We start from the raw sequence: 24,939 nt of genomic DNA, 5'->3' as shown, positions 1-24,939 counted from the left end.
ACCTCTCTACCAAAAATAGTTCACTTCATCATATTGCTTTTTTACCCATTCATCTGAGTAGATCGTTTCTAAATATCGGTCACCACGATCTGGAAAAACCACAACACATGTTGAATCCTTAGGAATGATTGGCTTTAACTTGTTTACAGCTGCAATTACAGCTCCAGAAGATCCACCCGCTAATATGGATTCCTTTTGAATTAAATGACGACAACCCGTTATACAATCTAAATCAGATACATGAACTATATGATGGATGGATTCCTTCGGGCACAATGCCGGAACCAAACCTGCACCTAATCCTGGAATTAACCTTTGACCCGTACTTTCCTTAAAAATAACACTACCAATTGAATCTACAGCTACAACTTTTGTTTTTAACTGGTGATCTCTTATAAAATCTACACAACCACGAATCGTCCCACAAGAACTAACCGCACAAAATATATAGTCGACATGTTTTAAATCCTCAAAAATTTCATTCATCGTCATAACATAGTGTGATTTTGAATTATTGGGGTTTGCATACTGATTTGGCCAAAAATGATTTTTTAACTTTTTTCGCAACTCATTAACTTTATGAATTCTAGCTGGTAAAAACTCTCCTGTACTCGGCTCTGGGTTTTTGACTAATTCAACGGTTGCATTAAAAGCCTTTAAAATATTTAAATTTAGTTCCGTTGTTTTTGGATCTACTACACATATGAATTTCAAACCTAGATAATTACAAATTTTAGCAAGACTTATCCCTAAGTTGCCTGAGCTAGATTCTATAATGGTTGTATCCTTTTGAATTTTTCCTGATTTAATGCCTTCTCGTATCATAAACAAAGCAGGTCGATCCTTGGAGCTCCCACCTGGGTTTAAAAATTCTAGTTTTGCAAATAGTTTCATAGATTGATTTTCAAATATTTTATTTAATTGAACCAGAGGTGTGTGGCCAATGGCTGTTAATATTCCTTCATCTATGTTCACTTTAATGAGCACCACCTAGTTTTATTTTTCATAGTAAATTTTTTTGTTTTTGACTTTTCCTGTGTTTAACTCCTCATTTGACACCGCTAATACCTGTATTTCATCCAATATTTTATTGTTGATCATACGCCCTATTTCAGGGATCTTTTCTTGAATATCCTTTTTAATGGTTGTAAGGATTGAACGATTCAGTAGCTTGCTGTGAATATAAATTGTAAGTGCATTATTTTGTAGCTTGACTCGCACACTTGCTTCTTTCAAATGTTGATATACAATCTCCTCAATGTCATAAATACTAATTTTTTCTCCATGTTTAAATTCAGGACCAACTCTTTTTACAATGTTTTGGAACGTTTGTTTTTCAACGCCATCGATGACCATAGTTCTTAAATCTCTAACAACATCATAGGTAACAAATCGAATAGCAGGAAACATAGAACGAACAAAGGAAGTTAATACAAGAATGGACTCCTTATTTTCCAACTTCTCCATGTCTAAACCAATTTCATCTGATTGAATTCCCTCTGCATACAAATGATCTAAAAATACATATCTCCTAATGTCATGTGAATAATACGCAATGGTGCCAATTTCAATGGAACCTAATGTGTCCATCATATCTTCTCTTTGTATTTGAAAAATGTTAGCTATTTTTTGCTGCCACTCCTCTGTTGCGATTTCACCAACTAAAATGATCTTCTTGATTCCAAATTCTGCCGGGTTTTCAGTTGCATAAATTAAATGATCTAATATAGAGGGCATCGTATATAAAACGTCAGGTTTAAAGGTTTTGAGCTGTTGGATATGCTCCTCTATGGGGCGCTCAAAGGAAATAGACTTACTTTCCATTTGTAATTTTTTAAAAATTACATCGGCAGTACTAGCAGCATGACCTGTACCTACATCCGAAAATGCCTTTTTACAGGCACTATTATTTAGAAATTGTTTATAAACCTCCATTTTAAACGATACATACCGCTGTTCATCCGCTTCGGAATAAGCGATTTTTTTTCTAATATTAGAGCTAGTTCCTGAGGTTTGATACATATGGATAGAATCATCATATTCCTGATGATAATAATGTTTTTCCAATATATCTGTAGTCATGTAAGGAAGATCATTGAAATCCTTAATGTGCTGATTTATATAAAACTGTTCATACCACGGATAAATGATTTTAACCTCTTTTAACTTTTCTTTTAATTTTTCAAGCAAGTCCATCGCTGCCTCCTATACTCTGATTCAGATATCAATTTCTGTCGAACTACTAAAATTATATGATGTGGAATATAGAAGGTTCTTTTCTTAAATAAAATTGTAAGAAATAGGCAATGAAACAAGCAATGATGTCCTCTTGAACGTACATTAAAATATAAACACTTTCACTTTGGCTAAACAAAAAATAAAATCCAAGGAGTTGTCAATCAATAGATGAATAAAAAAGAAAGTAAGAGAAAATACGTTTCCAGTAAGTGGATCAAAACATTAGCTCTGATAAAAAATCCGGACTTAAAAACCTATATCCCTGAAACTAGAAAGGCGAACTTTGAAAGTGTAGATGAAATGTTAAATAAACACCACGTTGTATATGTAAAGCCGAGTCGAGGTTCATTAGGTAAAGGTGTGATGAGAATAAAAAAAATGAACGAAACTGAGGAAGGAATTTACGAATTGCAGCAAGATTTAGATGTCAACCATTACAGTTCATATAATGTGTTATATAATGACTTAAACCATCAATTTCAAAAAACTAAACGACTTCATATCGTGCAAAGAGGAATCGATATGGTGAAATATAAAGACCGTTCTGCAGATATTAGAGTAATGGTTCAACAAAATACAAATTCAGAATGGGAAGTCACAGGCATCATAGCAAGATTGTCTCATCCTAAAAAGGTTGTTACTAACATCAGCAGGGGGGGGATTATCTGCAATATTGAAACGCTAATGAACCATTTATGTCAATATGATAATAATTTAATAGAAAAACTGAAGTGGATTGGTCTTGAAACAGCAAAACAAATGAATAAAACATTTCCCAATATGAAAGAAAGTGGATTGGATATCGCGCTTGATCAAAACCTGCATCCATGGATTCTAGAAGTGAATACAAAACCGAGTGTCATTCCGTTTACTCGGCTAGAAGACAAAAGCATTATCGATAAAATAGTTCGATATGGGATGGCTTATGGAAGACATTATAATTTAAGACCAAAGTTTGATTTAAAGGGGAACAGAATAATTAATCCTAAAAAAAGACAACAAGAAGCAAAACCTTTCCCTCGAAAATATATGCGCTACAGAAAAACATTTCCCTAAAAGGGTGGTTTCATTTCCCAAAAAGTCTTGAAGGAGGTTACTCCCCCCTTCAAGGCAGTCAAATCGCTTAAAATGCTTGTTCACCACCTCCTATCTCCTCTATCAAAAATTTCTTGAACTTTTTTTGAACATTTTTAGTTATACTACTATACTAAATTAGCCAAATAGTATAAAATTATGGTATATATTAATAGGACATGAAATTATTTCAATTTTTGTTTAATAGAAATTGAAATAATAATTATTTTTTGTCCATACATTTTATACTTTACATAATTTTTTCTTATTCTTAAAAATTTTTAAGGAGGATAAAATGATGACATTAAAGTATTTAAAGCAAGGTTTTATCGTTTTTCTTGCGCTTTTTGTTCTGTTATCTTACTTACCTACGAGCAATAATGTAAGCGTTTACGCGGAAAGTGATTTTGATTATTACGTAGGTGCAGGTATTTATGACATTACGGGTCCCCCAGCAGAAGTGGTGATGATGGGATATGCAAATCCATCCATGACTACAAAAGGTATCCATTTCCGTTTAAAATCAAGGGCATTTATTATGAAGGAAAAAGAAACGGACAACAGTGTAGTTTTTGTAAGTGCAGATCTTGGTCAAATTTTCCACTCTGTCACACAAGGTGTTATTCAAAAATTAAAAGATAATGGATATGGAGATTTGTATGGCTATAATAATGTATTGTTAAGTGCCACACATAACCACAGTGGCCCAGGAGGGTACGCTCACGAAGGATTGTACAATGCAAGTACTTTTGGTTTCCATGAAGAGAATTATAACGTCATCGTCAATGGAATTTATGAATCCATTGTTAGAGCCCATCAAAATTTAGAACCTGGTTATATTGAAATCAATGAAGGACTTGTGGATGGAACAAGTTCTAATCGTTCTGAGGCAGCCTATAACAACAATCCTATAGAAGAACGAAATCAATATGATGATAATGTTGATAAAACTATGACACTTTTAAACTTTAGAAATGTACAAGGAGAACTTCTAGGCATCATCAATTGGTTTGCAGTTCACGGAGTTTCCATGGGACAAGATAATCATTATATTTCAGGTGAAAACAAAGGTTACGCCTCCTACTTATATGAAAAAGAAATGCAAGCTAACTATGGTGATAATAAAACATTCGTAGCTGCATTTGCTCAAGCTAATTTAGGTGATGTAACACCAAACATTTTTGGAGACGGAGTAGGTTACGGGGATAACGACTTTGAAAGCACTAAAAAATCAGGAGAAATCCAGTTTGAAGCTGCAAAATCCTTAAGTAATACTGCACACATTAGAATATCTGGACCTATTGTCACCAAACATGAATTTAAAGACTTTTCAAATTTAGAAATAGATGGAACATATACAGATGGAGAAGCTAAAAGAACGTACCCTTCTGCATTAGGTTATTCTTTTGCAGCAGGAACTGAGGATGGCAGACCTGATATAGGCATGTTTGAAGAAGGAATGACTCAACCTGAGTATACAATAGATGGGTACGATAATATCATCACTTATGCACGTGACCTTTTGGTCTTAGTTCCACAAGTCGGTGAGATGAGTGGTTCCTTATACCCTGAATTATGGGAACAACATTACCCTAAGCCAGTTTTATTAGCCCCTTCCCAAGTAAAACCAGACCCTTGGACACCTCAAATTATTCCTTTACAGATGGTTCAAATAGGTCAGCTGTCTATTCTAGCTGTACCTTCTGAAATTACAACCATGTCTGGTAGAAGATTAGTAAGTCTTGTTCAAGAAAACATGGCAAAACAATTTAACAACAACTACATTGTAATTGCAGGTTTATCTAACTCTTACTCTAGTTATGTAACAACACCTGAAGAATATGAAAAACAACAATATGAGGGGGCATCTACACTATTTGGAAAATGGACATTGGCTGGATATTTACAAGAATTTGATAAACTTTCAAAAGCCATCATTAAAGATGAAAATATTGAAGCAGGACCTATTCCAAAAGATTTAACAGATGAACAGGTTTATCTCAAACCAGGGATCATATTTGATGCTCCTCCAGCTTTTAGACACTTCGGTGATATCAAAAATGATGTAAACAACAGTTACAACGCTGGAGATAATGTCAAAGTTAGTTTTTGGTCTGGTCACCCTAACAATAACTTTAGAACTGAATCTACCTATCTAGAGGTACAGCAGCTAATAAATGGTGAATGGGAAGTAATTGCTGATGATGGGGATTGGGAAACAAAGTTCCTATGGAACCGTGAATCTACATTGTTTGGTACTTCATCATCTACAATTGAATGGGACATCCCGACTAATGCAGATGACGGTACGTATCGCATTGTTCATTATGGAGCTTATCAAACGATAACGGGTAAAGTATATGAGTATACTGGAATATCCTCAGAGTTTACCATAGAGTAAAATTGTTTCAAAACAATAATATTTAATGGAACAGTAAAAAGAGGCTGGGACATAAGTTGAAAACTAACTGATTTTTGCATAATACGCATAAATAAAATCGCATGAAATCAAGGATTATTAAATTGATTTCATGCGATTTATTCATTTTAATTGGGTTTTGTCCCAGCCTCTTTTTATAATATTAGATTATAAGGTTAAAACCCAGTGTTTAACAAATACACTAAGATTCTTTATGTGAGGTTTTTTCTCTTAACCACTTCTCACCAAAATCTACACATTCTTTTTGCTTAAATAATTTCGCTTTGGTCATGCCAATGTAACCTATAAATACACTATGATCTTTCTCAAAATCTTGACCTATTTCATTAAAACAATCAGAATTCATATTTATGTGACTAAATGTTTTCCATACTCTTTTACCTTTTTCTATAATTGGAGCACCTTGAGTCTCTTTGGTATATATGGGTACTCTATTTTCTGATAAATGAAATGAAGTATTATTTTCATAATCTACTCCAAGTAATAAAACAAAACTATCCAAATCATATATTTTTGAAAGAGGTGATTTCTCACCTAACCCATCTTCTAATGAATGTCCTTTCGTCACTTGTTCAGCATGTTTTCCCCATGCTGCAAATGAAAATAAAGGATGGTAACTCCTTTTAACGTTTGGGAACGTACGAAATGTTTCAACTATTTTCCCCATATACCATGTAGGTGTAATTTGAGGATCAAATGCTGGCATTGTATCTCTAATTACTTGCCACCAGTTTTCAGGAACAGGAGGGTTTTCCCAATAAGAAGGTTCTGAAAGGTTTGATGAATGTGTTGGCATAATCAATGTCCCTTCTTCTGTAAGAACATCCATCAAAACTTGTACCACTGCAGCTGACCCTCCACTCACCCATCCTAATGAGCTTAATGATGAGTGGACGATTAGGGTCATGCCTTCTTTTAGTCCTAATTTTTTAAAATCTGCTTTTAAGGTGTGTATTGAATTTATTTTATCTGATTTTTTTATAACATTTGCTTCACTCAAAAAATTAAACCTCCACATTTGTTTCATAAATAATAATAATATTTTTTTACAACTTCATTAATTACGAGTAATGTTCTAAATAAACCATTCATTTTCATCATAATGTGATTTTTAATTTTTGATAACAACTTCACCAAAAACAATGACACAATCAACGACTAATGTAGGAGATTCTGGATTACTAGATCTGTTGTTAGTTCTATTTCTCCAATCACCAAAAACTGGAACTCCTTTAATTTCCACATTCCATCCCTCAGGGATAATGATATCAACTTCACCAAACGCAACGACAATATCAATCGTAATTTCATCCTGTGAAATGTTTGCTTCTCTTAAATCCAAGTTTACTTCACCAAACGCTACAACGATACTACCACCTTTAAAGTCTTGTGAAACATTTTTCAAATCTGAGCCAGAAAAGGCTCCAATCGTTTTAATCTTATCTTTCGTATCCAGATTTAATTTACCCTTTTTAAAATTATATTCTTTATTTGGATTAGTCCTGTTTGAGAACATAATCCATACGCCTACAATGATAAGAAGTACAGGCCAATAGGAAGCATACTCAAAAATATTAAAAACATCTAAAATGCGTAGTTGCAATAATACACCTATGGTTAAAAGAATAAGACCACCAGATTTTGAATTTGAATGATTGAACATGCTTACTATACCTAAAAAAACTAATATTAAAGGCCAAAAGTTTCGAAATAAATAACCTAAATTCAAATCTATAATTTCCGTACTATTTAGTAAAAGAAATACGCCTATGGCAATCACGATGATTCCAAATATGTATTTACTTTTCATTTATTTCCCACCCTTTACTTTAGTTTCATCTAACATATGAATATGAAATAAATTTATTACAGAAGGAGAAAATTAATCCCCTCCTCCACCGCTATCTACACCGCCTGAGTCACCACTTCCACTATCTCCGTACCCGATTCCTGATGGCATAATACTCCCCCTTCATTTGCCATTTATCTCTATTTTATTCGAAATGAAAACCAATGTATACATAGTTTTTCATCACACTCACTGTTTTCTGAAACAAAAAACGATCGTAGCTAAATATAATCATTTCATAATGATATTAAAACAAGTATAATCTAAATAAAAGAGTATCAGATTATGAACAAATGAATAAACTGATAAAGACCGCAGATGTGCCAGCATCTACGGTCTTACAATGATTGCCTCTCAGGGTGATCGGTATAAAGATGAATAGTCCCCCAACATAACTGGGTTATTGGGGGATTATTTTTTTTTGAGGTATGAAAGTAAAGTTAGAATAAGCATACTGAACATGATCATCAATATTAATGCATCATTAATTTCCATGGCGTCACCTCCTTTCTCAGGAGATGGGCCAATCACCAGTGAGTGCTATATCCCATTGCTTACATATTATACCACATTTTGTCGAATCAAACGCTTGTTCTATTCATTAAATTTAGTGTATTACACTTTATTTTTTGTTTTGTCTTGATTAGGAATTACGGATATTAACGCTCCTTGTGTTGCAGGTTGTGATTTAAGCTGCTGAATGTTACATTTTATAATTTGTGTCTGAACCACAATAAATGTTCAATAATATTGTTTGCACCACACATTGTTCAATAAATTCCACTACACATATAATAAATATATTAACTTCAATCCAACAGACTAAAATATCAACTGACTGTGCGATTGTCCAACTATTAGGAATAGGAGGTATACTGTGGAAGCGTTATCTAGAAACTTTTTCTTATACTTATCTAAAAATAAATCTTTAAACAAAATGGCAAAACGTTACGGTTTAAAATTCGGTGCTTCAAAAGTGGTTGGAGGAATAGACTTTGATCGTACAGTGCCAGTCATAAAAAAATTAAATGAAATGGGTTTGTGCACAACGGTAGATCATCTTGGTGAATTTGTAAATTCCATTGATGAAACACATGAACGTACAGCTCAAGAGATCCATACAATTCAAACCATTGCAAAAGAAAACCTTGATTCACAAACATCCGTAAAACTTACATCCCTAGGGCTGGATATTGATTATAACTTGGTATTTGAAAATATGCGGTCTATTTTAAATGAAGCTCAAAAATATGGCATTTTTGTAACGATTGATATGGAAGATGAAACAAGATGCCAAGCAACGCTAGATATATTTAAAGGGTTAAAAGCAGAATTTGATAATGTAGGTACCGTCATTCAATCTTATTTGTATCGATCTAGAGAAGATATCGATGATTTGAAAACACTTTTACCTAATTTACGTCTGGTAAAGGGCGCATATAAGGAATCTGCTGATGTAGCACATCAAGAAAAGAAAGATGTTGACGAAAACCTCAAACAAATGATAAAGGACCATCTAAACAATGGTAATTATACTGCGGTAGCAACTCATGATGATCAAATCATTAACTTTACGAAGCAATTTGCTGAAGAAAATAATATTAGTCGTGATTTGTTTGAATTTCAAATGTTATATGGCATGAGAGCACAAACACAACGAGAGCTAGTTAAACAAGGTTATAAAATGAGAGTTTATGTCCCTTATGGAAACGATTGGTATGGTTATTTTATGAGAAGACTTGCTGAAAGACCTGCCAATGTTGCCTTTGTAGCAAAAGGACTATTTAAAAGCTAATTTTATTAGAAAATTAAAATGTCTATATAAGTACTCCAATTTGTTAGAATATTTTCTAGGATTCAAGAACAAAATATTCCTATTAACATTTTATGGGAAACATTGATTCATTAAAAACATTAATTAGTATTTATTAAAGGAGAAAAATAATATGAGACCTTATAAACACGAACCATTTTTAGATTTTTCAAAGGAAAGTAACCAACAAGAAATGAAAGCAGCTTTACAACAAGTTGAGGAAGAATTCGGTAACGATTATGAACTTATCATAAATGGTGAACGAATTAAAACAGAAAGTAAAATTGTTTCCTACAATCCAGCTAATAAAAATGAAGTAATTGGTACGGTTTCAAAAGCAAATCAGGAACTTGCTGGAGAAGCGATCAATGCAGCAGAAACTGCCTTTAAAACTTGGAAAAAGTGGAATCCAGAAGCTCGCGCTGATATCTTATTCCGTGCAGCTGCAATTATCCGCAGAAGAAAAGCTGAATTTTCTGCATTATTAATCAAAGAATCCGGTAAACCTTGGAATGAAGCTGATGCTGATACAGCCGAAGCAATTGATTTCTTAGAATATTATGCTAGAGAAATGATTAGATTAAAAGATGGAACTCCTGTATCTAGTCGCGATGGTGAGTACAATAAATATATTTATACTCCAATGGGAGTAACAGTAGTTATTTCACCATGGAACTTCCCATTTGCTATTATGGCTGGAACTACAGTAGCTCCTATCGTTACTGGAAATACAGTTGTACTAAAACCTGCAAGTACCACACCTGTTGTTGCTTATAAATTTGTTGAAGTACTTGAAGAAGCAGGTCTCCCTAAAGGGGTAGTTAATTTTTGCCCAGGAAGTGGTGCTGAAGTTGGAGACTTCTTAGTAGATCATCCTAAAACAAGTTTAATTACTTTTACTGGTTCCCGCGAAGTCGGTACTCGAATTTTTGAACGTGCTTCAAAAGTAAACCCTGGTCAGATTTGGTTAAAGAGAACAATTATTGAAATGGGTGGGAAAGATACTGTTGTTGTTGATAAAAATGCCGACTTAGAAGTCGCAGCTGAATCCATTTTCAGATCAGCATTTGGATTCTCAGGACAAAAATGTTCTGCAGGTTCTCGAGCAGTTATCCACCAAGATGTTTATGATGAAGTGTTAAATAGAGTCATTGAAATAGCAAAAGATAAAATTGTTGGAGATCCAACAGATTATAATACTTATATGGGACCTGTCATTGATCAAGCTTCCTTTGATAAAATTATGTCTTATATTCAAGTTGGTAAAGAAGAAGGTCGTTTAGTTTTAGGTGGAAATGGAGATGATTCAAAAGGATTCTTCATCGAACCAACTATTATTGCTGATGTAGATCCTAAAGCACGAATCATGCAAGAAGAAATATTCGGACCTGTTGTTGCATTTGCAAAAGCAAAAGACTTTGAAGAAGCCATTGAAATTGCAAACAATACAGAATATGGTCTAACAGGTGCACTAATTTCTAATGATCGTGAGCATATCGAATATGCAAAAGAAAACTTCTATGTTGGTAACCTATACTTTAATCGTACCTGTACAGGTGCTATCGTTGGATATCAACCGTTTGGCGGATTCAACATGTCAGGTACAGATTCCAAAGCAGGCGGTCCTGACTACCTAATCCAACATATGCTGCCTAAAACAATCAGCGAAACACTCTAATTCACCCCAAAAAGTGAAGATATAAAATTTTAAATACAACTACCTTGAAGAATATGAATTACTCTCTCAAGGTAGTTTTTGTTCTTTTTTTCATCTATCATAAGGGTAAGAATAACATTCATACAATTAAATGAGAGCGTTTCTCAAAATCCTATTGTCATCGGAGGTGAGTTAAATGGATTATGGACTAACGACCGCAACTTGGTTTTGGTTACTGCTGCCTATGCCGTTATTGGTGATAATTAGTTTAATCTCTTATTTGAAAGAAAGGAGAAATTAATATGATTAGTGGAGCGACTTTAACTACATTTATTATTTATTTAATTGGTATGCTTATCATAGGTTGGGTTGCCTATAAAAAAACGAATAACTTATCTGATTATGTCTTGGGCGGTAGACGTTTAGGTGGTTCAGTTGCTGCTTTAAGTGCGGGTGCCTCTGATATGAGTGGTTGGTTATTGTTAGGATTACCGGGTTATGCGTATGCAGCTGGTATGCAGGCGACCTGGATATGTGTTGGGCTAGCTCTTGGAGCCTATTTAAATTGGCAATTTGTTGCTAAAAGACTTCGTGTATATACAGAAATCGCAAACGATTCGATTACTATCCCAGATTTTTTCGAAAACCGATTTCAAGATTCTTCTAAACTCCTTCGCGTGATCTCCGCATTTGTTGTTTTATTATTTTTTACTTTTTATACATCATCTGGTTTAGTAGGAGGAGCCCTTCTTTTTGAGAATACATTTGGATTAGAATATCAGATTGCCCTCTGGGTTGGTGCTCTAGTCATCATTTCTTACACGCTGTTAGGTGGGTTTCTAGCAGTAAGCTGGACTGATTTTTTCCAAGGTATATTAATGTTTCTAGCTCTAGTTGTCGTACCTATTGTCATGATTGGAAATATGGGAGGCTGGAATGAAACGGCTCATCGTATTGGTGAAATCGATCCGAGCAGATTGGATGTTTTTAGTGGTGCTGGTTTCTTAGGAATTATTTCATTAATGGCATGGGGATTAGGATATTTTGGACAACCTCATATTTTGACAAGATTTATGGCTATAAAACATCAAAGAGAAATACCTAAAGCAAGATTTATAGGTATGACTTGGATGGTCATTTCATTATTTGGCGCGATCTTCACTGGTTTTGTAGGAATTGCTTATTTTGCTGGTACTCCATTAACAGATGCCGAGACTGTTTTTATAGAAGCAGCAAATGTATTATTCCACCCTGTTGTTTCAGGATTTTTGCTTGCTGCTATTTTATCAGCTATTATGAGTACAATTGATTCACAGTTGCTTGTATCATCCAGTGCCATTGCCGAAGACTTTTACAAAGTATTAATTCGTCCCTCTGCATCCTCTAAAGAATTAATTTGGGTAGGAAGAATCTCCGTACTCGTTATAGCACTGATAGCCATTTTCCTCGCCTTTAACCCTGAAAGTTCTGTTCTTGATTTAGTTAGTTATGCTTGGGCAGGTTTTGGAGCAGCATTTGGTCCTATTATAATTCTCTCATTATTTTGGAAAAGAATGACTCGGAATGGGGCTTTAGGTGGAATGATTGTTGGTGCTGCTACAGTTGTTATCTGGAAGCTCCTTTCTACACCTGAATTAAATGAAGCTGGTGTTGTAATCAAGGAAGCAATGATACCATTTGATTTATATGAAATCGTGCCTGGGTTTATATTGGGCTTCATTACGATAGTGATCATTAGTTTAATAGGAAAAAATCCTGAAAGCAGCATCGTAACTAATTTCGAAAAGATGGAAAGCATGTTAAAATCAAACTCTTAATTTGAAACAATATCTTGACAATTGTGATACTTTTCAAGATGATAAACATAGAAGCAAAACATTTTTTATTAGAGGAGCGGAGTTATGGAGCCGAATCAATTGAGCGAAGCATTTAAGATTAATGATCTTGATCTATTAACAGAATATATCAGTTCTGTTTTAAAAAAACCGCTCATTATAGAAAATAAAAGTTTTGAATTGATTTCTTATAGTTCTAAATTTGCTTATCGCTTTGATACATCACAGCAGAAAACCATTTTATCAAAAAAATGCCCCTTGTTTATCATAGATCGCTTAAAAAAGGACGGTATCTTTCGGCAACTGGAAAAATTCCCCGACCCAATTCGAATTAACAAAATTGAAGAGCTTGGACTATATCAACGAATCGTTGTCAGTGCTAAACATAAAGGACAGATTCTTGGTTATATTTGGGTACAAGAAGCCGATGTCGTTTTAAACGAAGAAGAGTTACACTTTTTAAAAGAAGTTTCAAATCATGTTGGGACTCTATTATTCAAACGTTTAAAAGATAAAAGCTCTAGTCAAAACACAAAAGAACAAATGATGTTTGAGTTGTTAAACCAAGATGAGAACGAGCAGCAAATATTAATTCAAGCAAATTCATCAAATATAACCTTACCTGTAAGATTTACTGTTGTTGTATTTTCAGCTCATAATAATGATGAATTAAATCTAATGAAACCTGTATTAAATAAGGAGTTTCAAAATGCTAAGCCTGATGCAATCGTTTTAAATGAAAATAATCAAACGATTGTCATTATAGGAAGTGAATCTAACAAAGAATATTTCACATATGATAAAGCGAGAATGTTAATTCGTAATATACGTGATTTATTAAATGAAGAACAGCATAAGAAACTGTTGATAGGCATGGGAAATGAATACGATAAGTTAGGAAAGTTAAGAAAAAGTTATGTTGAAGCACTAGAAGTCATACAATCAACAGAATTTGTAGATCGCAATGATTATGAAGTGCCTATTGAAAATAAAGATTTAGGAATATACCGATATATCTCAACAATTCAAGAGCGAAATATGCAAGAGCGTTATGAAAATGAAATGATCTTAACATTACAAAATTACGACAACAAAAATAATACTAACCTTATTCGAACATTGGAAATTTATTTAAAAAACAACTGTAAATTAAAACGGACAGCTGAAGAACTATTCATTCACCCTAATACGATGAATTACAGATTAAAACAAATCATGGAACTAACATCCATAGACTTTGATAATTTTTATATCAAATGTCAGCTATATATAGACTTATTGCTGTTAAAGAAAAATAAACCTAAAATATAAAATAATTTAAATAAGTAGCTTCAGAAACCTGTTTGGGGAAAATATTCCTAAATAGGTTTTTAATTTATAAAATTAATTTTTTCCATTTGCCCACATGATTCGATGATCAATTTTTCTTGTTAATCGGTATGCTATAGGATAAAACCCTCGCTTAGGCCAAAATCTAGATGATTGTAAGTTAGTCATTCTCCAGTCTGACATACAATACTGATAACCATTTTCCTTTGCATCTCTAAACCCTTTTTGTGTTAATAATTTACCGATCCCACTTCCTCTCTCTCCTTTCTTTGTTCCAGCTATACTTAATTCAATACATCGATCAGGTGTCATCATATCAGAGTTACTTGTTGTAGTTTCCCAATATCCTTGGAAAGCAATTAATTGATTCGCCTTAAATGCTATCCATAATTTAGCATTTGGGTCTTCTACTATACCGCCATACCCTTTTCGTATTTCTGTTAAGTCTTCTGGTAAAGCTGCAGCCCACACAGGTGCTCCGGCTTGATGGGATATAATTAAATCTCCAATATCAGTAATTATACTTTGATCTGATCCTTTAGCTAAACGAATTTCAATTTGGAGTTGATTCTCTATTTCCATAGCATGATTTGTGATATCACATAAAGCATGAACCTGCTCAAATGCAAACCCTAATTTTAACCAAGCATCCAATATTGAACGATTTCCAGCTGGAACAAGTACATAGTGGTCAAAGCAGCCGTATTGTAACCATTGCTCAGCAATTTTAGTATAAAGGTCTCTATATAACTCCTCATCCTCATTTTCAGCAATCGCTAAACCTGCATAATCAATCCAAATATGACGACCACGTAAATCACTGGAGTTAACCGTTCCAATCAGATAACCTATCATTTGTTTGTTATTAAAAATAGCTATCCCTTCAGAATTTTCTTTTTCCCAAACTGCTTGAATTGCCTTTAGTGCGTGATCTTCATGTTCAAATTGTAATGGAAGTGCGAGAAATTTCTCTCTTTCACGTTTGTGTCGGATTGCTAATAACTTTGCTGCATCTAATAAGAATTCATCTTTAAATTGTAAAAACTCCATACAAAATTCTCCTTTTTTAAACCACAAATATGTTCACATATTTCATTAGTTCTACAATTCATTATGTATGATGATTGAACAATTAGTCTATGTAGAAATTGTTTTTAAAGGAACTTTACATTCTTTTAGTCTGATCCTTCTCTTTCATTTTTTTTAAACCATTTTTTTATGTTAAAAAAGTTTCTATACTTCTTTACAACTTCTCTACCTAGTATCAATCCACCAACCCAAAACGAAATTTCACCAACAATAATTAAAATCCCTGTAACAGCTGTTTTATATCCTGTGCTCACATTTAAAAAAGGGACGATTAATATCAACCCATAGAAGATAAAAGAAAAAATGATTAAAATGAATCCTAACTTTTTCATCAAAAGTAATATCCTCCTATTTTCATTATTTATGTAAATACTAGTTTTTTCTACAGAGTTCATTTCGGTTACTTAATCCATTAATTCTCTTAGGTACACCTTTCTATTTTCCAAAAATCTCCTGGAAATTTGATAATGATTCGTATCTTCATACTTGATTTGTTTGATTGGTGTATCATCAAAATTAAAAATATCTGCGTTTGGATATCCCATTAATATTGGAGAATGTGTAGCGATAATTAATTGAGCATGTTTCTGTAATTCATGAATAATACTTAAAAATGCTAATTGTCTTGCTGGTGAAAGAGCAGCTTCTGGTTCATCTAATAGATATATACCAGATTGTCCAAACCGACTTTTAAACAAAGACAAAAAAGACTCTCCATGCGATTGTTCATGAAGGGACTTCCCACCGTAATAACTATAAATACCAGGGTCTTCTTCAGCCAGTTCATCAATATGAGAAGCAAAGTGATAAAATGATTCTGCTCGCAGGAAAAATCCTCTATTCATTTTAGGCATCCATGAAAGCCGAACATAATCCCCTAGCCTTGCCTCTGAAGAGTCTACTTCATAAGTATTATTTCTGCTACCACCCGCAGTATTAAATTCACACTGATAAGCAATTGCCTCAAGTAGTGTCGACTTTCCTGAACCGTTTTCTCCTACAAAAAAAGTTACATTTTTGGTTAAAGATATAGTATCTAACGTTTTAATCGCTGGTATGTTAAATGGATATTGATTGTGATTTTTTATTTTTTCTTTTAGTTTTATAATTTCACGTAAGTACATTTGCATGCCCTTTTCTATTAAAATTAGTATTTTCAATCATGCACCCTACCAGAATTTTATTCTAGTTTTTATCTCCGTCTTCATCATTATCCTGTTCAATTTCTTCTTTTTCATCACGAAATTCAACATCTGACTGACCAGTTATATAGTCAAATGGAGTATATGGATTATCAGGAATTTCTTTTTTTAGAAATGTCCTTACAACAATATATCCAATTAATAATGTAATGAATCCAGATACAAATAAAAAGAAGTAAAAGCTAAAACTCATAACATCAATTCCTTTTTATTTAAATTACTATTTACTTTTTAATTCTTTTCTTCCTTGGTTGTTACTAAAATCTCCTTATTCAGCACAATCTTCAATTCTTTTGATTTTTACTTTTCCCCTTTCCTGCCACCCTACTTTGGGTCTTGTTTCTGGATAGCCATGTTGCATTCTAAATTTATTTCGTTCTTCAGTAAAATCAAACCATTTCCTGTCACATGGGTCAACCCAATAATTTATATTTCTTTCAAGTTCATCAAGTAATTGCGCACCATCATATTTTTTTAGTTCATCAATGTATAAATACCAAGATTATCTATAATATCCTTTGCTAATTTAACTCCAATAGAAGGAATTTGTTGGAAAGAAGCTAAAGCTACTAAATATTGTGCACGATCTGATGATATTTCTATACTTTAATATGTTTCATTATAACATCTAAGTTCTTCTAATATTAAACTTGCTACATTTATATAAAGTTTTAATAATTCATTGAATTCTCGTCTTTTCCTGCCCACAAATTTTAATAGAAAAAAATATAAAAACTAATTTATAATTAGTGACAAACAAGGTGTCACTAATACCATGTTATGATATTTGTAGGATAAGGAGGTGACCATGATCTTGAAAAGGACCGATAGAATCATGGCTATTCTCATCGCATTACAGCATCGACCTGAAACGGCTCAGTCATTAGCTGATAAGTTTGAGGTATCAAAAAGAACCATTTTACGAGATATGCAGTCACTTTCTGAGATGGGAATTCCATTATATTCAATAACTGGTCCAAATGGTGGTTTTCGTCTGATGGAGGGGTATCAATTATCCCCTTTACAATTTGATTCCAGAGAAGCATTAACGATTCTCTTTGCACTTCAAGCCATGACGAGAATACCTGACACACCATTTAACCAAGAAAGGTGGACAGTAATTGATAAAATTAAAGCTATATTACCTGAGGAGACATTACAACAAATAGATCCAATACTTAATCATGTAGAAGTAGAAATTCCAAATAGAAACTATAAAACCCCCTTTCTAATGCCTTTATTGGAATACACTACAAACGCTAAATGGCTCAACATTCTATATCGTTCAAAAAAACATAATCGATGGTTGCAAATCTTTCCTCTAAGAATTTATACAGCTCATGGATTTTGGTACTGCGAAGCCTATTCTAATAATCATCAAGAAAAACGATCCTTTAGAGTAGATCGAATAGACCAAATTGAAGTGCTTCAATCTAAGGATCTAAAACTACCTAATCTACCTAATAAAAATGTAAAAGATACAAAACTAAAGGAATCGATACATGTTATCGTGAAGTTAACTTATCAAGGTGCATTAATGACAGAGCAAGACACTCATATCGGACATTTAGTAAAAAATATTACTGAAGATGAATGGGAAGTTGATTATATGTGTCCTGTTACAGAGTGGAATTATTCAGTGCAATTCTTCTTCTCCCTTGGTTTAAACGCTGAGGTGATAGAACCAGAATCAATGAGAGAAGAAATCTATAAACTTGCAAGTGAAATGTGTTCCCGATATAAAAATAAATAATGCTTTAAAAGGAGAGGTTTAATGATGAAATTAAAAAAATTTACGACAAACTTTATTAGTAAGGATTTGGAAACTTCCATATCATATTACCGTGACATATTAGGATTCAAACTTGAAATGGTTGTAGATGATAACCATATTATAACTAAAGAAATGGATCAGGATAAAAACTATGTTTATGCCCTTATGAGTAAAGATGATTTGGAAATCATGTTCCAGACACCAGATAGTATTGCAGAAGATATACCTGCTTGTAAAGACATACCAAAAGGTATATCAGCTTGTTTTTATTTAGAGGTAGAAGGATTAACAGATTTTTATCAAGAAATCCATAAAAAAGTTGAGATTGTAAGAGATTTATATACGACGTGGTATGGAATGCAAGAGTTTCATATCAAAGATTGTAACGGGAATATTTTAGGATTTGCAAAAAAAGCTGAATAGCTTCTGTAACATTTAGTTAACTAAATCTATATACTTTTAGAATTTTTCCAGTGATTAAGGTAGTTAGGGGCATTTGCCCCTAACCTCATAAATATCATAATTACTTAAAGTAAATAAAACCCCCGCCAACTGATAAGAAAGAAGTTATTGCATCTAAATGTTTATAAAAATTAATGCTTCTCCTTTGACCCCATGTAGAAACAACAATCCATCTATCGTCATTTTTGTTCCAATACTTTGTGATCGTCATCCAATGCCACTGATATGGATAACCTGTTATTTTTGGTATAGATAGATTTAGAGTAGCAACTGGTGAGTTCATATTAAGCCCTTCTTTTATATACTCCGCAATACTTTCAATTGTAAAAGAAGTATCTTTCCAGACAGCATCCAATGAAACTCCTTGACCTATAGCATATTCCTCCAAATTTGCCACGAATTCTGAAACACTCACTGCTCCATATGCTTTTGGAGCAATGTAATCATAAAGAATGTCCATATGTTTCATGAAATCATGATAATTTGACGTTTCACCGGAATAAAGTTTCCCATATTTCATTGGGTTTGTTATTTTTGCTAAATAATTTGTAATGTTTGCAGCAGCAACAGGTCCACAACCAAGTATACTTTTTATAGACTTCCCTCCATCTTTCCACCATACTTGATTTCCACCGTAACTATATGTTTTGTTATTGTAGACTGGTACAAAAGTTGATGAACTTCTTTCAGTTGATAACATAACCTCATCAATTGGATTTAAAGAAACTTCTATACTTTCTCTATTTAAAATATTTTTGATTCTTTTCTTATTCTCATCTTTTCTAATATGTTTATATAAATGTTCAAGTTCTATAAGATAATTATTGATATCTTCCGTTATTTCATCATATTGCTCTACATTATATGAAATGTGAAAATATTGTTGAGGAATTCCGTTCTCATCATTTAATTGAATTACATATCCTGTTGGTGGTAAATATACCAACTGAGCTGTCAAATTTGAAGAGCAACTTAGGTGTTTCATAATTAATTTGATATCTTTAACTATATTTTTTTTGATAAAAATCTCATAAGCATCAAAACCATCTTCAATCGCTCCAATAATAATGTAACCAATCTCTCCCTGTGACATTAAAGGAACCATATAAGCTAAAAGGTTGTTTTCAAAATCATATAGATGAATGAAATGAGATGAAGCTTTTACCTGTTTACCTTTTGTTTGAATATCTTCTTTTAAGTAATGATGAATATGATGATTTGCAAGAATCAAAACATCTTCTTTACTCAACAAAATACCTTCCTTTATTAATTTAGATTTTTCATGTCCACCTGTTGTCTTTTTATATTTTAGAAGAGAAGTAGATAAGAACAAAAACAGTAAACGATCTGATGCAGCCTTATTCAGTTCCATTTTAACTTCACCTCATTTATTATATTTATTTATAACCATTATTGCTTAATTTCTACATAAATGCATTAATATTTTTAACGAAGTTTTAATTACAAATGAAAGAGATGTAACATTAAATAGGAAGGTTTTCCCCTTGATAATATAGAAATATATTCTTAAAAATTCAATAAGGAGATTATAATGGATAATATTAAAATAATTCTAAATGATTATTTTCGTGCATGGAATGATGCGTTTGTAAGCAAAAGTGAAGAAGAGATACGAGCTTTTATGTCTAAAAATTTTATTGGGCATTGGGCACACTCAGATATTGATGTTCCTATGCAATATAAATATGATTATGACATTAAAAATGTTTTGGAACAGTATGGAAATGCAAATAAAAGCTTTGAACCTACTGCCATCACTGAACGACAAGATGGGAAACAGATCATTGTTCTGGGGAGAGAAACTAATATCATTAATGATATACCGTATAGAGCACAATGTATGTTGATATGGGAAAAAGAAGATGCAAAGTGGAAATTACTCAGAGAATATATTGAACTGGAAAGGTAATTCTGCCATGAAATTTTGATTGTTTAGATGAATATTTCCTTTTAAAATTTCCTACCTCATTGTATTATATGTTAAGAATGCATCATCATAATTTGTTTATTCGTCAATATCATTCATATCAAAATGAGCTATAGAGAAATATTTTGTAAACTCATCACGATTCTCATCGATTCCCGCGCTCGCCCGGGAAATATTTAGAGGAAATACAATGACATAACATAGAGAGGACAGATAATATGGATACGAGAGAAGCCTTAACTGAACATACAAATAAATTGCATAAACATCTGGTACAATTCCAAGAGCTTGATTCACTACGAGAAAAGGCCATAGATGAGGCCCTTCAATTATGCAAAGAAGGCAAACCTTTTTCTACAGATAAAATCAATCATTGGACTGATAAAATCAACGATCATGCTAAACAAGGAATATCACCTACTCGAGTTTTTGTGAGTGATGAAATGGTAAGAGAGTTTGTGAACAGAAAATAGTAATCAAAATCTATCAAATGATCTTGTTAGGTGTTTAGTACACCCAAGGTCATTTGTTTTTAGTTTTTCTCTTTCTATAACCAATTTTTCGTCTGATTTAGCAAGATAAGAAAAGCAATCCCATATTGGTTAATGATAAAATGATAACAAGAACAATTACAGTAATGGAGGTTTTATTTATGGATAGCACAAAAAGTCCTTTATTACATCAAGAATATGTTTCACGAATTAATTTAGTTCAAGACTATATTGAAAGAAATATAAATAATGTCTTTACATTGGAAGAGCTCTCAGCAATTTCAGGGTTTTCCAAATATCATTTCCATAGGATATTTGGAAGCATCATGAACGAAACACTTTATAACTACATCAATAGACAGAAACTAGAAAAAGCAGCAAGTTTTTTGCTTCATGCCCCTCATAAAACAATTACTGAAATTGCTTTAGATTTATGTTTTGCGAATTCAGCCATGTTTGCCCGATCTTTTAAAAAATATTACGGCATGAGTGCAACAGAATATAGATTAACTTATAGCAAGAAAAGCCAAATGAATAGCAAGATTAGAAAAGTCAATAATGCGCCTCCAAGATACAATGAAATTGATAAAACAAATGATTGGAGGCAAAAAAAAATGAAATTGGAATGTAAGGTGGATATTGTTGATGTTGAAGAACTGACTGTGATTTATCTGCGTCATGTAGGTCCTTATTCAGAATTTGGAAAAGTATTTCAGAGTATGCTTGGTAGATTATTAACTTGGGCTTCAGCAAAAGGGATTGTGAATGATAAAGGAATAAAACTATTAACTATCTATCATGACAACCATGAAATTACAAATGAGGATAAACTGAGAACAAGCGTATGTATGGCCGTTCCAAAAGATACGATAGTAGATGGTGAATTAGGCAAAATGGCTATCCCAGCAGGGAAATATGCAATTGGACATTTTGCCATTGATAATGGTGAGCAACATGGGGATGCGTGGAAGTATTTATACGGTGAGTGGTTGCCTAATAGTGGATATCAGCCTGATGATGGAGCAAGTTTTGAAATGTATTTAAATGATCCTAACACACATCCCGAAAAGAAGCATTTTATAGATATTTATCTACCAGTTAAACCGCTATAACAACTTAATCCTAGGATATTTAACAAAAAGTAGATAGCCTAATTGCACCTTTGTCTTTGGTAAAATGAAGTGCCCATTAGTTATTACTAATTTAAAATGAAAATCTAACTAAGATCTTAATAGATAAAAAGGAGCCTTGCCTTTGATATAGTTAAAATAATCAAAACAATAACTCCAAAGAACAGGCTCCTTAATAAAATTTGAAACTATTTTTAAACTCAATGTCTATTTTATTTTTTGTAAAGCATCCACTAAAGTTCTATTAAGAAATTTTACATCTTCTATTTCAATCGTAAGAGGTGGAGACAAAATAATAACATTATTATATCCAGCAACAGTTGCACCATTTTTCCCTATTATTAAACCGTTTTCCTTACAAATACTGATGACTTGATTAACCAGCCTAGATTCTAAAGGTTCCTTTGTCACTTTGTCTGACACTAGTTCCAATCCTATTAATAGCCCTTTTCCTCGAACATCCCCTACATAAGGATGGTCCTGCAATATGGTTTGAAGATCATTTAATAAATGATTGCCAACTTCCTTTGATCGATCAAATAGCTTTTCTTTCTCCATAATTTCAAGATTTTTAAGGGCAAGTGCACAAGCAGTTGGGTTTCCACCAAACGTATTTACATGACGAAAATAATCGTATTCTTCTGAACCTTTAAAAGATTCGTATATTTCTCTTTTTACTGCAGTTGCTGATAACGGTAAATAAGCACTTGTTATCCCCTTTGCCATTGTAATGATATCTGGCTTCACACCATAATTCATAAATCCAAATGCCTCTCCTGTTCTACCAAATCCACATATAACTTCATCAACAATGAATAGTGCACCATGTTTTTCACATACCTCTTTAACACCTTTCATGTAATTTTCAGGAGGCATTAGCACTCCACCACCAGTAATGATCGGTTCCATGATCACTCCAGCTATTGTTTCACTTAATTCCCATGTCATAGCTTGGTCTATAGCTTTAACTGATTCTAATTCTCTTGGATTTATAGCTTTGTCATTCATACGATAAGTATCAGGTGGTGCAACATGGATAAATCCTGGCGCTAATGGTTCATATTTGTACTTTCGCTGAGCTTGGCCTGTAGCAGCAAGTGAACCTGCTGTATTCCCATGGTACGCCCGATATCTTGAAATAAATTTGTAACGAGAATGTTCTCCTTTTTGTTGATGATATTGTCTAGCGATTTTAAAAGCAGTTTCGTTTGCTTCTGAACCACTATTGGAGAAAAATACAACATATTCATCATCTAACATTTCATTAAGCTTTTGAGCTAGTTTTATCGCAGGTTCGTGACTTTGTGTAAGCGGATAATATGCTAGATTGTTTAGTTGTTCATAAGCAGCTTCGGCTAATTCATGTCTACCATATCCTACATTTACACAATAGAGACCTGCCATTGCATCTAAATATGTTTTTCCTCTTTTATCCGTAATCCAAGATCCTTTTGCTTTTTTGACCACCAATGTGGCTTCAGGATTATAAGGTTTCATAGAATGCCAGACATACTGCTCATCTTTTTTAAACATATCAGACTGATTCTGAAACAAAGTAAATCCCCCCTTATATAGTTAGTCTATTATAAGTATGGGGGATTTACTACAATGATGTTTTAATTCTCTATAAGAGTCATTAGATGATCTGGATAATTATTAACGGGTGTAGTACCCTCAATGCCTGCATTCTCTCCGATTATAAATATCCGATCCCTGTTTAAACCAACGCTAAAATATGCTTCTATATCCGTTAGAGCGTTTCCATAAGCAAAATCTATCATACCTCCACTATTTAATACATCTGATAAATAGTTTTCTTTATATCCTGCTGCATCTTCAGTAAAAGATGCCCCCGGATAGGTATGTAGAGTCCCATGTGGAAAACTATTGTCTATTAGCCATCTTTGTGAAACTTCAGATAACCAATATGGTCTTGCTGTCAAATAGATTATACTGTATCCTTGTTCAACATAATAATCTACTACTTCATTAGCACTCGTATACATTTCTGCACGATATGTCTCTGAAAAAAATTCATCAGCATATTCTTTTACAGATTCAAAATCATCAGTTGTTAATGTACCATCAATATCAAAAACAACAAACTTTTCACCTTGATCAATTACGTTTATAAACATATTTGCAAAAGTTGCATCACCTTCAACATGCAATTTAATTAGGTGTAATCCATTTCCAAGTCTCAGATCTTCTGAAATAGTATATGATATTCGACCATCTGAGTCTGTTTTTTCTCTACCAATCTGTGTCCATGTAGGTTCTTCATCTGAAAACGACCACAAGTATATTGAAACCCATTCACCTTCAAGGTCTTTCCTAATATCCCCATATTGAAATTTTCCTTCAATAATCTGAGAATCAGTAGAATTATAGATTCTGTCATACCCATTATGATGTGGAGTATGAGTGGATATAAAGTATTTATTAAAAAAACCGTTAAAACCCTCCGGTTGTAGGTCAAATGAATCTACTGACAGATCATAATACAACTCGCTTGAATTCTCTGAGGCATCAGCTAAATTATACGTTGGGAGAATGAGTATAACTGTCAGGATCAATAAAAATAAATATTTTTTCATTTCATCATTTC

The 24,939-nt window shown here is 33.0% G+C and carries 23 protein-coding genes; 11 read left to right on the top strand and 12 right to left on the bottom strand.

Translation table 11 applies throughout. The features are described from left to right. Positions 1 to 6: 6 nt before the first annotated feature. Both sbnA and VQL36_RS09925 read right to left on the bottom strand, forming a co-directional pair. A complete protein-coding gene (gene sbnA / locus VQL36_RS09930; RefSeq protein ID WP_349249159.1) occupies positions 7 to 975 on the bottom strand; it encodes a 2,3-diaminopropionate biosynthesis protein SbnA in 969 nt (322 codons plus the stop codon). 21 nt (positions 976 to 996) lie between these two features. Further along, a complete protein-coding gene (locus tag VQL36_RS09925) occupies positions 997 to 2,196 on the bottom strand; it encodes a CoF synthetase (RefSeq protein ID WP_349249158.1) in 1,200 nt (399 codons plus the stop codon). A 210-nt stretch (positions 2,197 to 2,406) separates the two neighbouring features. Between VQL36_RS09925 and VQL36_RS09920 the strand changes: the two genes are divergently transcribed. Further along, positions 2,407 to 3,294, top strand: coding sequence for a YheC/YheD family protein (locus VQL36_RS09920; RefSeq protein ID WP_349249157.1), 888 nt, complete (start codon positions 2,407 to 2,409; stop codon positions 3,292 to 3,294). Positions 3,295 to 3,610: 316 nt separating this feature from the next. Beyond that, positions 3,611 to 5,713: a neutral/alkaline ceramidase gene (locus VQL36_RS09915; protein WP_349249156.1), complete on the top strand. Its 2,103-nt coding sequence runs from the start codon at positions 3,611 to 3,613 to the stop codon at positions 5,711 to 5,713. Between the two features lie 220 nt (positions 5,714 to 5,933). On the opposite strand, the gene VQL36_RS09910 is transcribed toward VQL36_RS09915, so the two are convergent. The 3 genes from VQL36_RS09910 to VQL36_RS21160 all read right to left on the bottom strand — a co-directional run bounded on the left by VQL36_RS09910 (position 5,934) and on the right by VQL36_RS21160 (position 8,096). Continuing rightward, positions 5,934 to 6,752 (bottom strand): AAC(3) family N-acetyltransferase, encoded by an 819-nt coding sequence (locus VQL36_RS09910; protein ID WP_349249155.1) that lies wholly within the window; start codon positions 6,750 to 6,752, stop codon positions 5,934 to 5,936. A 111-nt stretch (positions 6,753 to 6,863) separates the two neighbouring features. Beyond that, positions 6,864 to 7,562 (bottom strand): LiaF transmembrane domain-containing protein, encoded by a 699-nt coding sequence (locus VQL36_RS09905; protein WP_349249154.1) that lies wholly within the window; start codon positions 7,560 to 7,562, stop codon positions 6,864 to 6,866. A 450-nt stretch (positions 7,563 to 8,012) separates the two neighbouring features. Next, entirely contained in the window at positions 8,013 to 8,096 is an 84-nt protein-coding gene (locus tag VQL36_RS21160) for a putative holin-like toxin (protein ID WP_407925673.1), read from the bottom strand. 382 nt (positions 8,097 to 8,478) lie between these two features. On the opposite strand from VQL36_RS21160, the gene VQL36_RS09900 reads away from it, so the two are divergent. From VQL36_RS09900 to VQL36_RS09885, 4 genes are all read left to right on the top strand, one after another. After that, entirely contained in the window at positions 8,479 to 9,396 is a 918-nt protein-coding gene (locus VQL36_RS09900; protein ID WP_349249153.1) for a proline dehydrogenase, read from the top strand. 151 nt (positions 9,397 to 9,547) lie between these two features. Next, positions 9,548 to 11,092: an L-glutamate gamma-semialdehyde dehydrogenase gene (pruA, locus tag VQL36_RS09895; RefSeq protein ID WP_349249152.1), complete on the top strand. Its 1,545-nt coding sequence runs from the start codon at positions 9,548 to 9,550 to the stop codon at positions 11,090 to 11,092. A gap of 281 nt (positions 11,093 to 11,373) precedes the next feature. Beyond that, positions 11,374 to 12,888 carry a sodium/proline symporter PutP gene (putP, locus tag VQL36_RS09890; protein WP_413789501.1) on the top strand — a complete coding sequence of 505 codons (1,515 nt, stop codon included), beginning with the start codon at positions 11,374 to 11,376 and terminating at the stop codon, positions 12,886 to 12,888. An 84-nt stretch (positions 12,889 to 12,972) separates the two neighbouring features. After that, entirely contained in the window at positions 12,973 to 14,217 is a 1,245-nt protein-coding gene (locus VQL36_RS09885) for a PucR family transcriptional regulator (RefSeq protein WP_349249151.1), read from the top strand. Positions 14,218 to 14,289: 72 nt separating this feature from the next. Here VQL36_RS09885 and VQL36_RS09880 read toward each other — a convergent pair whose 3' ends face one another. The 4 genes from VQL36_RS09880 to VQL36_RS09865 form a co-directional block, all read right to left on the bottom strand. After that, positions 14,290 to 15,285 carry a GNAT family N-acetyltransferase gene (locus tag VQL36_RS09880; RefSeq protein WP_349249150.1) on the bottom strand — a complete coding sequence of 332 codons (996 nt, stop codon included), beginning with the start codon at positions 15,283 to 15,285 and terminating at the stop codon, positions 14,290 to 14,292. Positions 15,286 to 15,410: 125 nt separating this feature from the next. Continuing rightward, on the bottom strand, positions 15,411 to 15,656 hold the full coding sequence (locus VQL36_RS09875; RefSeq protein WP_349251159.1) for a transporter suffix domain-containing protein: 246 nt from the start codon (positions 15,654 to 15,656) through the stop codon (positions 15,411 to 15,413). Positions 15,657 to 15,728: 72 nt separating this feature from the next. Continuing rightward, on the bottom strand, positions 15,729 to 16,448 hold the full coding sequence (locus VQL36_RS09870; RefSeq protein WP_349251158.1) for an AAA family ATPase: 720 nt from the start codon (positions 16,446 to 16,448) through the stop codon (positions 15,729 to 15,731). A gap of 61 nt (positions 16,449 to 16,509) precedes the next feature. After that, entirely contained in the window at positions 16,510 to 16,719 is a 210-nt protein-coding gene (locus tag VQL36_RS09865) for a DUF3951 domain-containing protein (RefSeq protein WP_349249149.1), read from the bottom strand. 615 nt (positions 16,720 to 17,334) lie between these two features. On the opposite strand from VQL36_RS09865, the gene VQL36_RS09860 reads away from it, so the two are divergent. After that, positions 17,335 to 18,279, top strand: coding sequence for a YafY family protein (locus tag VQL36_RS09860; RefSeq protein ID WP_349249148.1), 945 nt, complete (start codon positions 17,335 to 17,337; stop codon positions 18,277 to 18,279). A 24-nt stretch (positions 18,280 to 18,303) separates the two neighbouring features. Continuing rightward, a complete protein-coding gene (locus VQL36_RS09855; protein ID WP_349249147.1) occupies positions 18,304 to 18,723 on the top strand; it encodes a VOC family protein in 420 nt (139 codons plus the stop codon). A gap of 100 nt (positions 18,724 to 18,823) precedes the next feature. On the opposite strand, the gene VQL36_RS09850 is transcribed toward VQL36_RS09855, so the two are convergent. Then, positions 18,824 to 20,134, bottom strand: a complete 1,311-nt coding sequence (locus tag VQL36_RS09850) for a hypothetical protein (protein WP_349249146.1) — start codon at positions 20,132 to 20,134, stop codon at positions 18,824 to 18,826. Between the two features lie 180 nt (positions 20,135 to 20,314). On the opposite strand from VQL36_RS09850, the gene VQL36_RS09845 reads away from it, so the two are divergent. From VQL36_RS09845 to VQL36_RS09835, 3 genes are all read left to right on the top strand, one after another. Continuing rightward, positions 20,315 to 20,692, top strand: coding sequence for a nuclear transport factor 2 family protein (locus VQL36_RS09845; protein WP_349249145.1), 378 nt, complete (start codon positions 20,315 to 20,317; stop codon positions 20,690 to 20,692). Positions 20,693 to 20,928: 236 nt separating this feature from the next. Further along, positions 20,929 to 21,183, top strand: coding sequence for a DUF2533 family protein (locus tag VQL36_RS09840; RefSeq protein WP_349249144.1), 255 nt, complete (start codon positions 20,929 to 20,931; stop codon positions 21,181 to 21,183). Between the two features lie 179 nt (positions 21,184 to 21,362). Next, positions 21,363 to 22,313: an AraC family transcriptional regulator gene (locus tag VQL36_RS09835; protein ID WP_349249143.1), complete on the top strand. Its 951-nt coding sequence runs from the start codon at positions 21,363 to 21,365 to the stop codon at positions 22,311 to 22,313. Positions 22,314 to 22,538: 225 nt separating this feature from the next. On the opposite strand, the gene VQL36_RS09830 is transcribed toward VQL36_RS09835, so the two are convergent. Together VQL36_RS09830 and VQL36_RS09825 are read right to left on the bottom strand one after the other, a co-directional pair. Next, positions 22,539 to 23,885 (bottom strand): aspartate aminotransferase family protein, encoded by a 1,347-nt coding sequence (locus tag VQL36_RS09830; RefSeq protein WP_349249142.1) that lies wholly within the window; start codon positions 23,883 to 23,885, stop codon positions 22,539 to 22,541. Between the two features lie 62 nt (positions 23,886 to 23,947). Beyond that, entirely contained in the window at positions 23,948 to 24,928 is a 981-nt protein-coding gene (locus tag VQL36_RS09825; RefSeq protein ID WP_349249141.1) for an HAD family acid phosphatase, read from the bottom strand. Positions 24,929 to 24,939 lie beyond the last annotated feature (11 nt).

Source organism: Chengkuizengella sp. SCS-71B, from assembly GCF_040100845.1.
Lineage (GTDB): Bacteria > Bacillota > Bacilli > Paenibacillales > KCTC-33759 > Chengkuizengella.
The sequence above is the reverse complement of the archived record's forward strand: the minus strand, read 5'-3'. Positions and strand labels throughout refer to the sequence as shown.

Bases quoted from the DNA above. Each gene is read 5' to 3' on its own strand.
- VQL36_RS09925 (WP_349249158.1), bottom strand. From the start codon at position 2,196: ATGGACTTGCTTGAAAAATTAAAAGAAAAGTTAAAAGAGGTTAAAATC.
- VQL36_RS09920 (WP_349249157.1), top strand. From the start codon at position 2,407: ATGAATAAAAAAGAAAGTAAGAGAAAATACGTTTCCAGTAAGTGGATC.
- VQL36_RS09915 (WP_349249156.1), top strand. From the start codon at position 3,611: ATGACATTAAAGTATTTAAAGCAAGGTTTTATCGTTTTTCTTGCGCTT.
- VQL36_RS09905 (WP_349249154.1), bottom strand. From the start codon at position 7,562: ATGAAAAGTAAATACATATTTGGAATCATCGTGATTGCCATAGGCGTA.
- VQL36_RS21160 (WP_407925673.1), bottom strand. From the start codon at position 8,096: ATGGAAATTAATGATGCATTAATATTGATGATCATGTTCAGTATGCTT.
- pruA (WP_349249152.1), top strand. From the start codon at position 9,548: ATGAGACCTTATAAACACGAACCATTTTTAGATTTTTCAAAGGAAAGT.
- putP (WP_413789501.1), top strand. From the start codon at position 11,374: ATGATTAGTGGAGCGACTTTAACTACATTTATTATTTATTTAATTGGT.
- VQL36_RS09885 (WP_349249151.1), top strand. From the start codon at position 12,973: ATGGAGCCGAATCAATTGAGCGAAGCATTTAAGATTAATGATCTTGAT.
- VQL36_RS09880 (WP_349249150.1), bottom strand. From the start codon at position 15,285: ATGGAGTTTTTACAATTTAAAGATGAATTCTTATTAGATGCAGCAAAG.
- VQL36_RS09875 (WP_349251159.1), bottom strand. From the start codon at position 15,656: ATGAAAAAGTTAGGATTCATTTTAATCATTTTTTCTTTTATCTTCTAT.
- VQL36_RS09870 (WP_349251158.1), bottom strand. From the start codon at position 16,448: ATGTACTTACGTGAAATTATAAAACTAAAAGAAAAAATAAAAAATCAC.
- VQL36_RS09865 (WP_349249149.1), bottom strand. From the start codon at position 16,719: ATGAGTTTTAGCTTTTACTTCTTTTTATTTGTATCTGGATTCATTACA.
- VQL36_RS09860 (WP_349249148.1), top strand. From the start codon at position 17,335: ATGATCTTGAAAAGGACCGATAGAATCATGGCTATTCTCATCGCATTA.
- VQL36_RS09855 (WP_349249147.1), top strand. From the start codon at position 18,304: ATGAAATTAAAAAAATTTACGACAAACTTTATTAGTAAGGATTTGGAA.
- VQL36_RS09850 (WP_349249146.1), bottom strand. From the start codon at position 20,134: ATGGAACTGAATAAGGCTGCATCAGATCGTTTACTGTTTTTGTTCTTA.
- VQL36_RS09845 (WP_349249145.1), top strand. From the start codon at position 20,315: ATGGATAATATTAAAATAATTCTAAATGATTATTTTCGTGCATGGAAT.
- VQL36_RS09840 (WP_349249144.1), top strand. From the start codon at position 20,929: ATGGATACGAGAGAAGCCTTAACTGAACATACAAATAAATTGCATAAA.
- VQL36_RS09835 (WP_349249143.1), top strand. From the start codon at position 21,363: ATGGATAGCACAAAAAGTCCTTTATTACATCAAGAATATGTTTCACGA.
- VQL36_RS09825 (WP_349249141.1), bottom strand. From the start codon at position 24,928: ATGAAAAAATATTTATTTTTATTGATCCTGACAGTTATACTCATTCTC.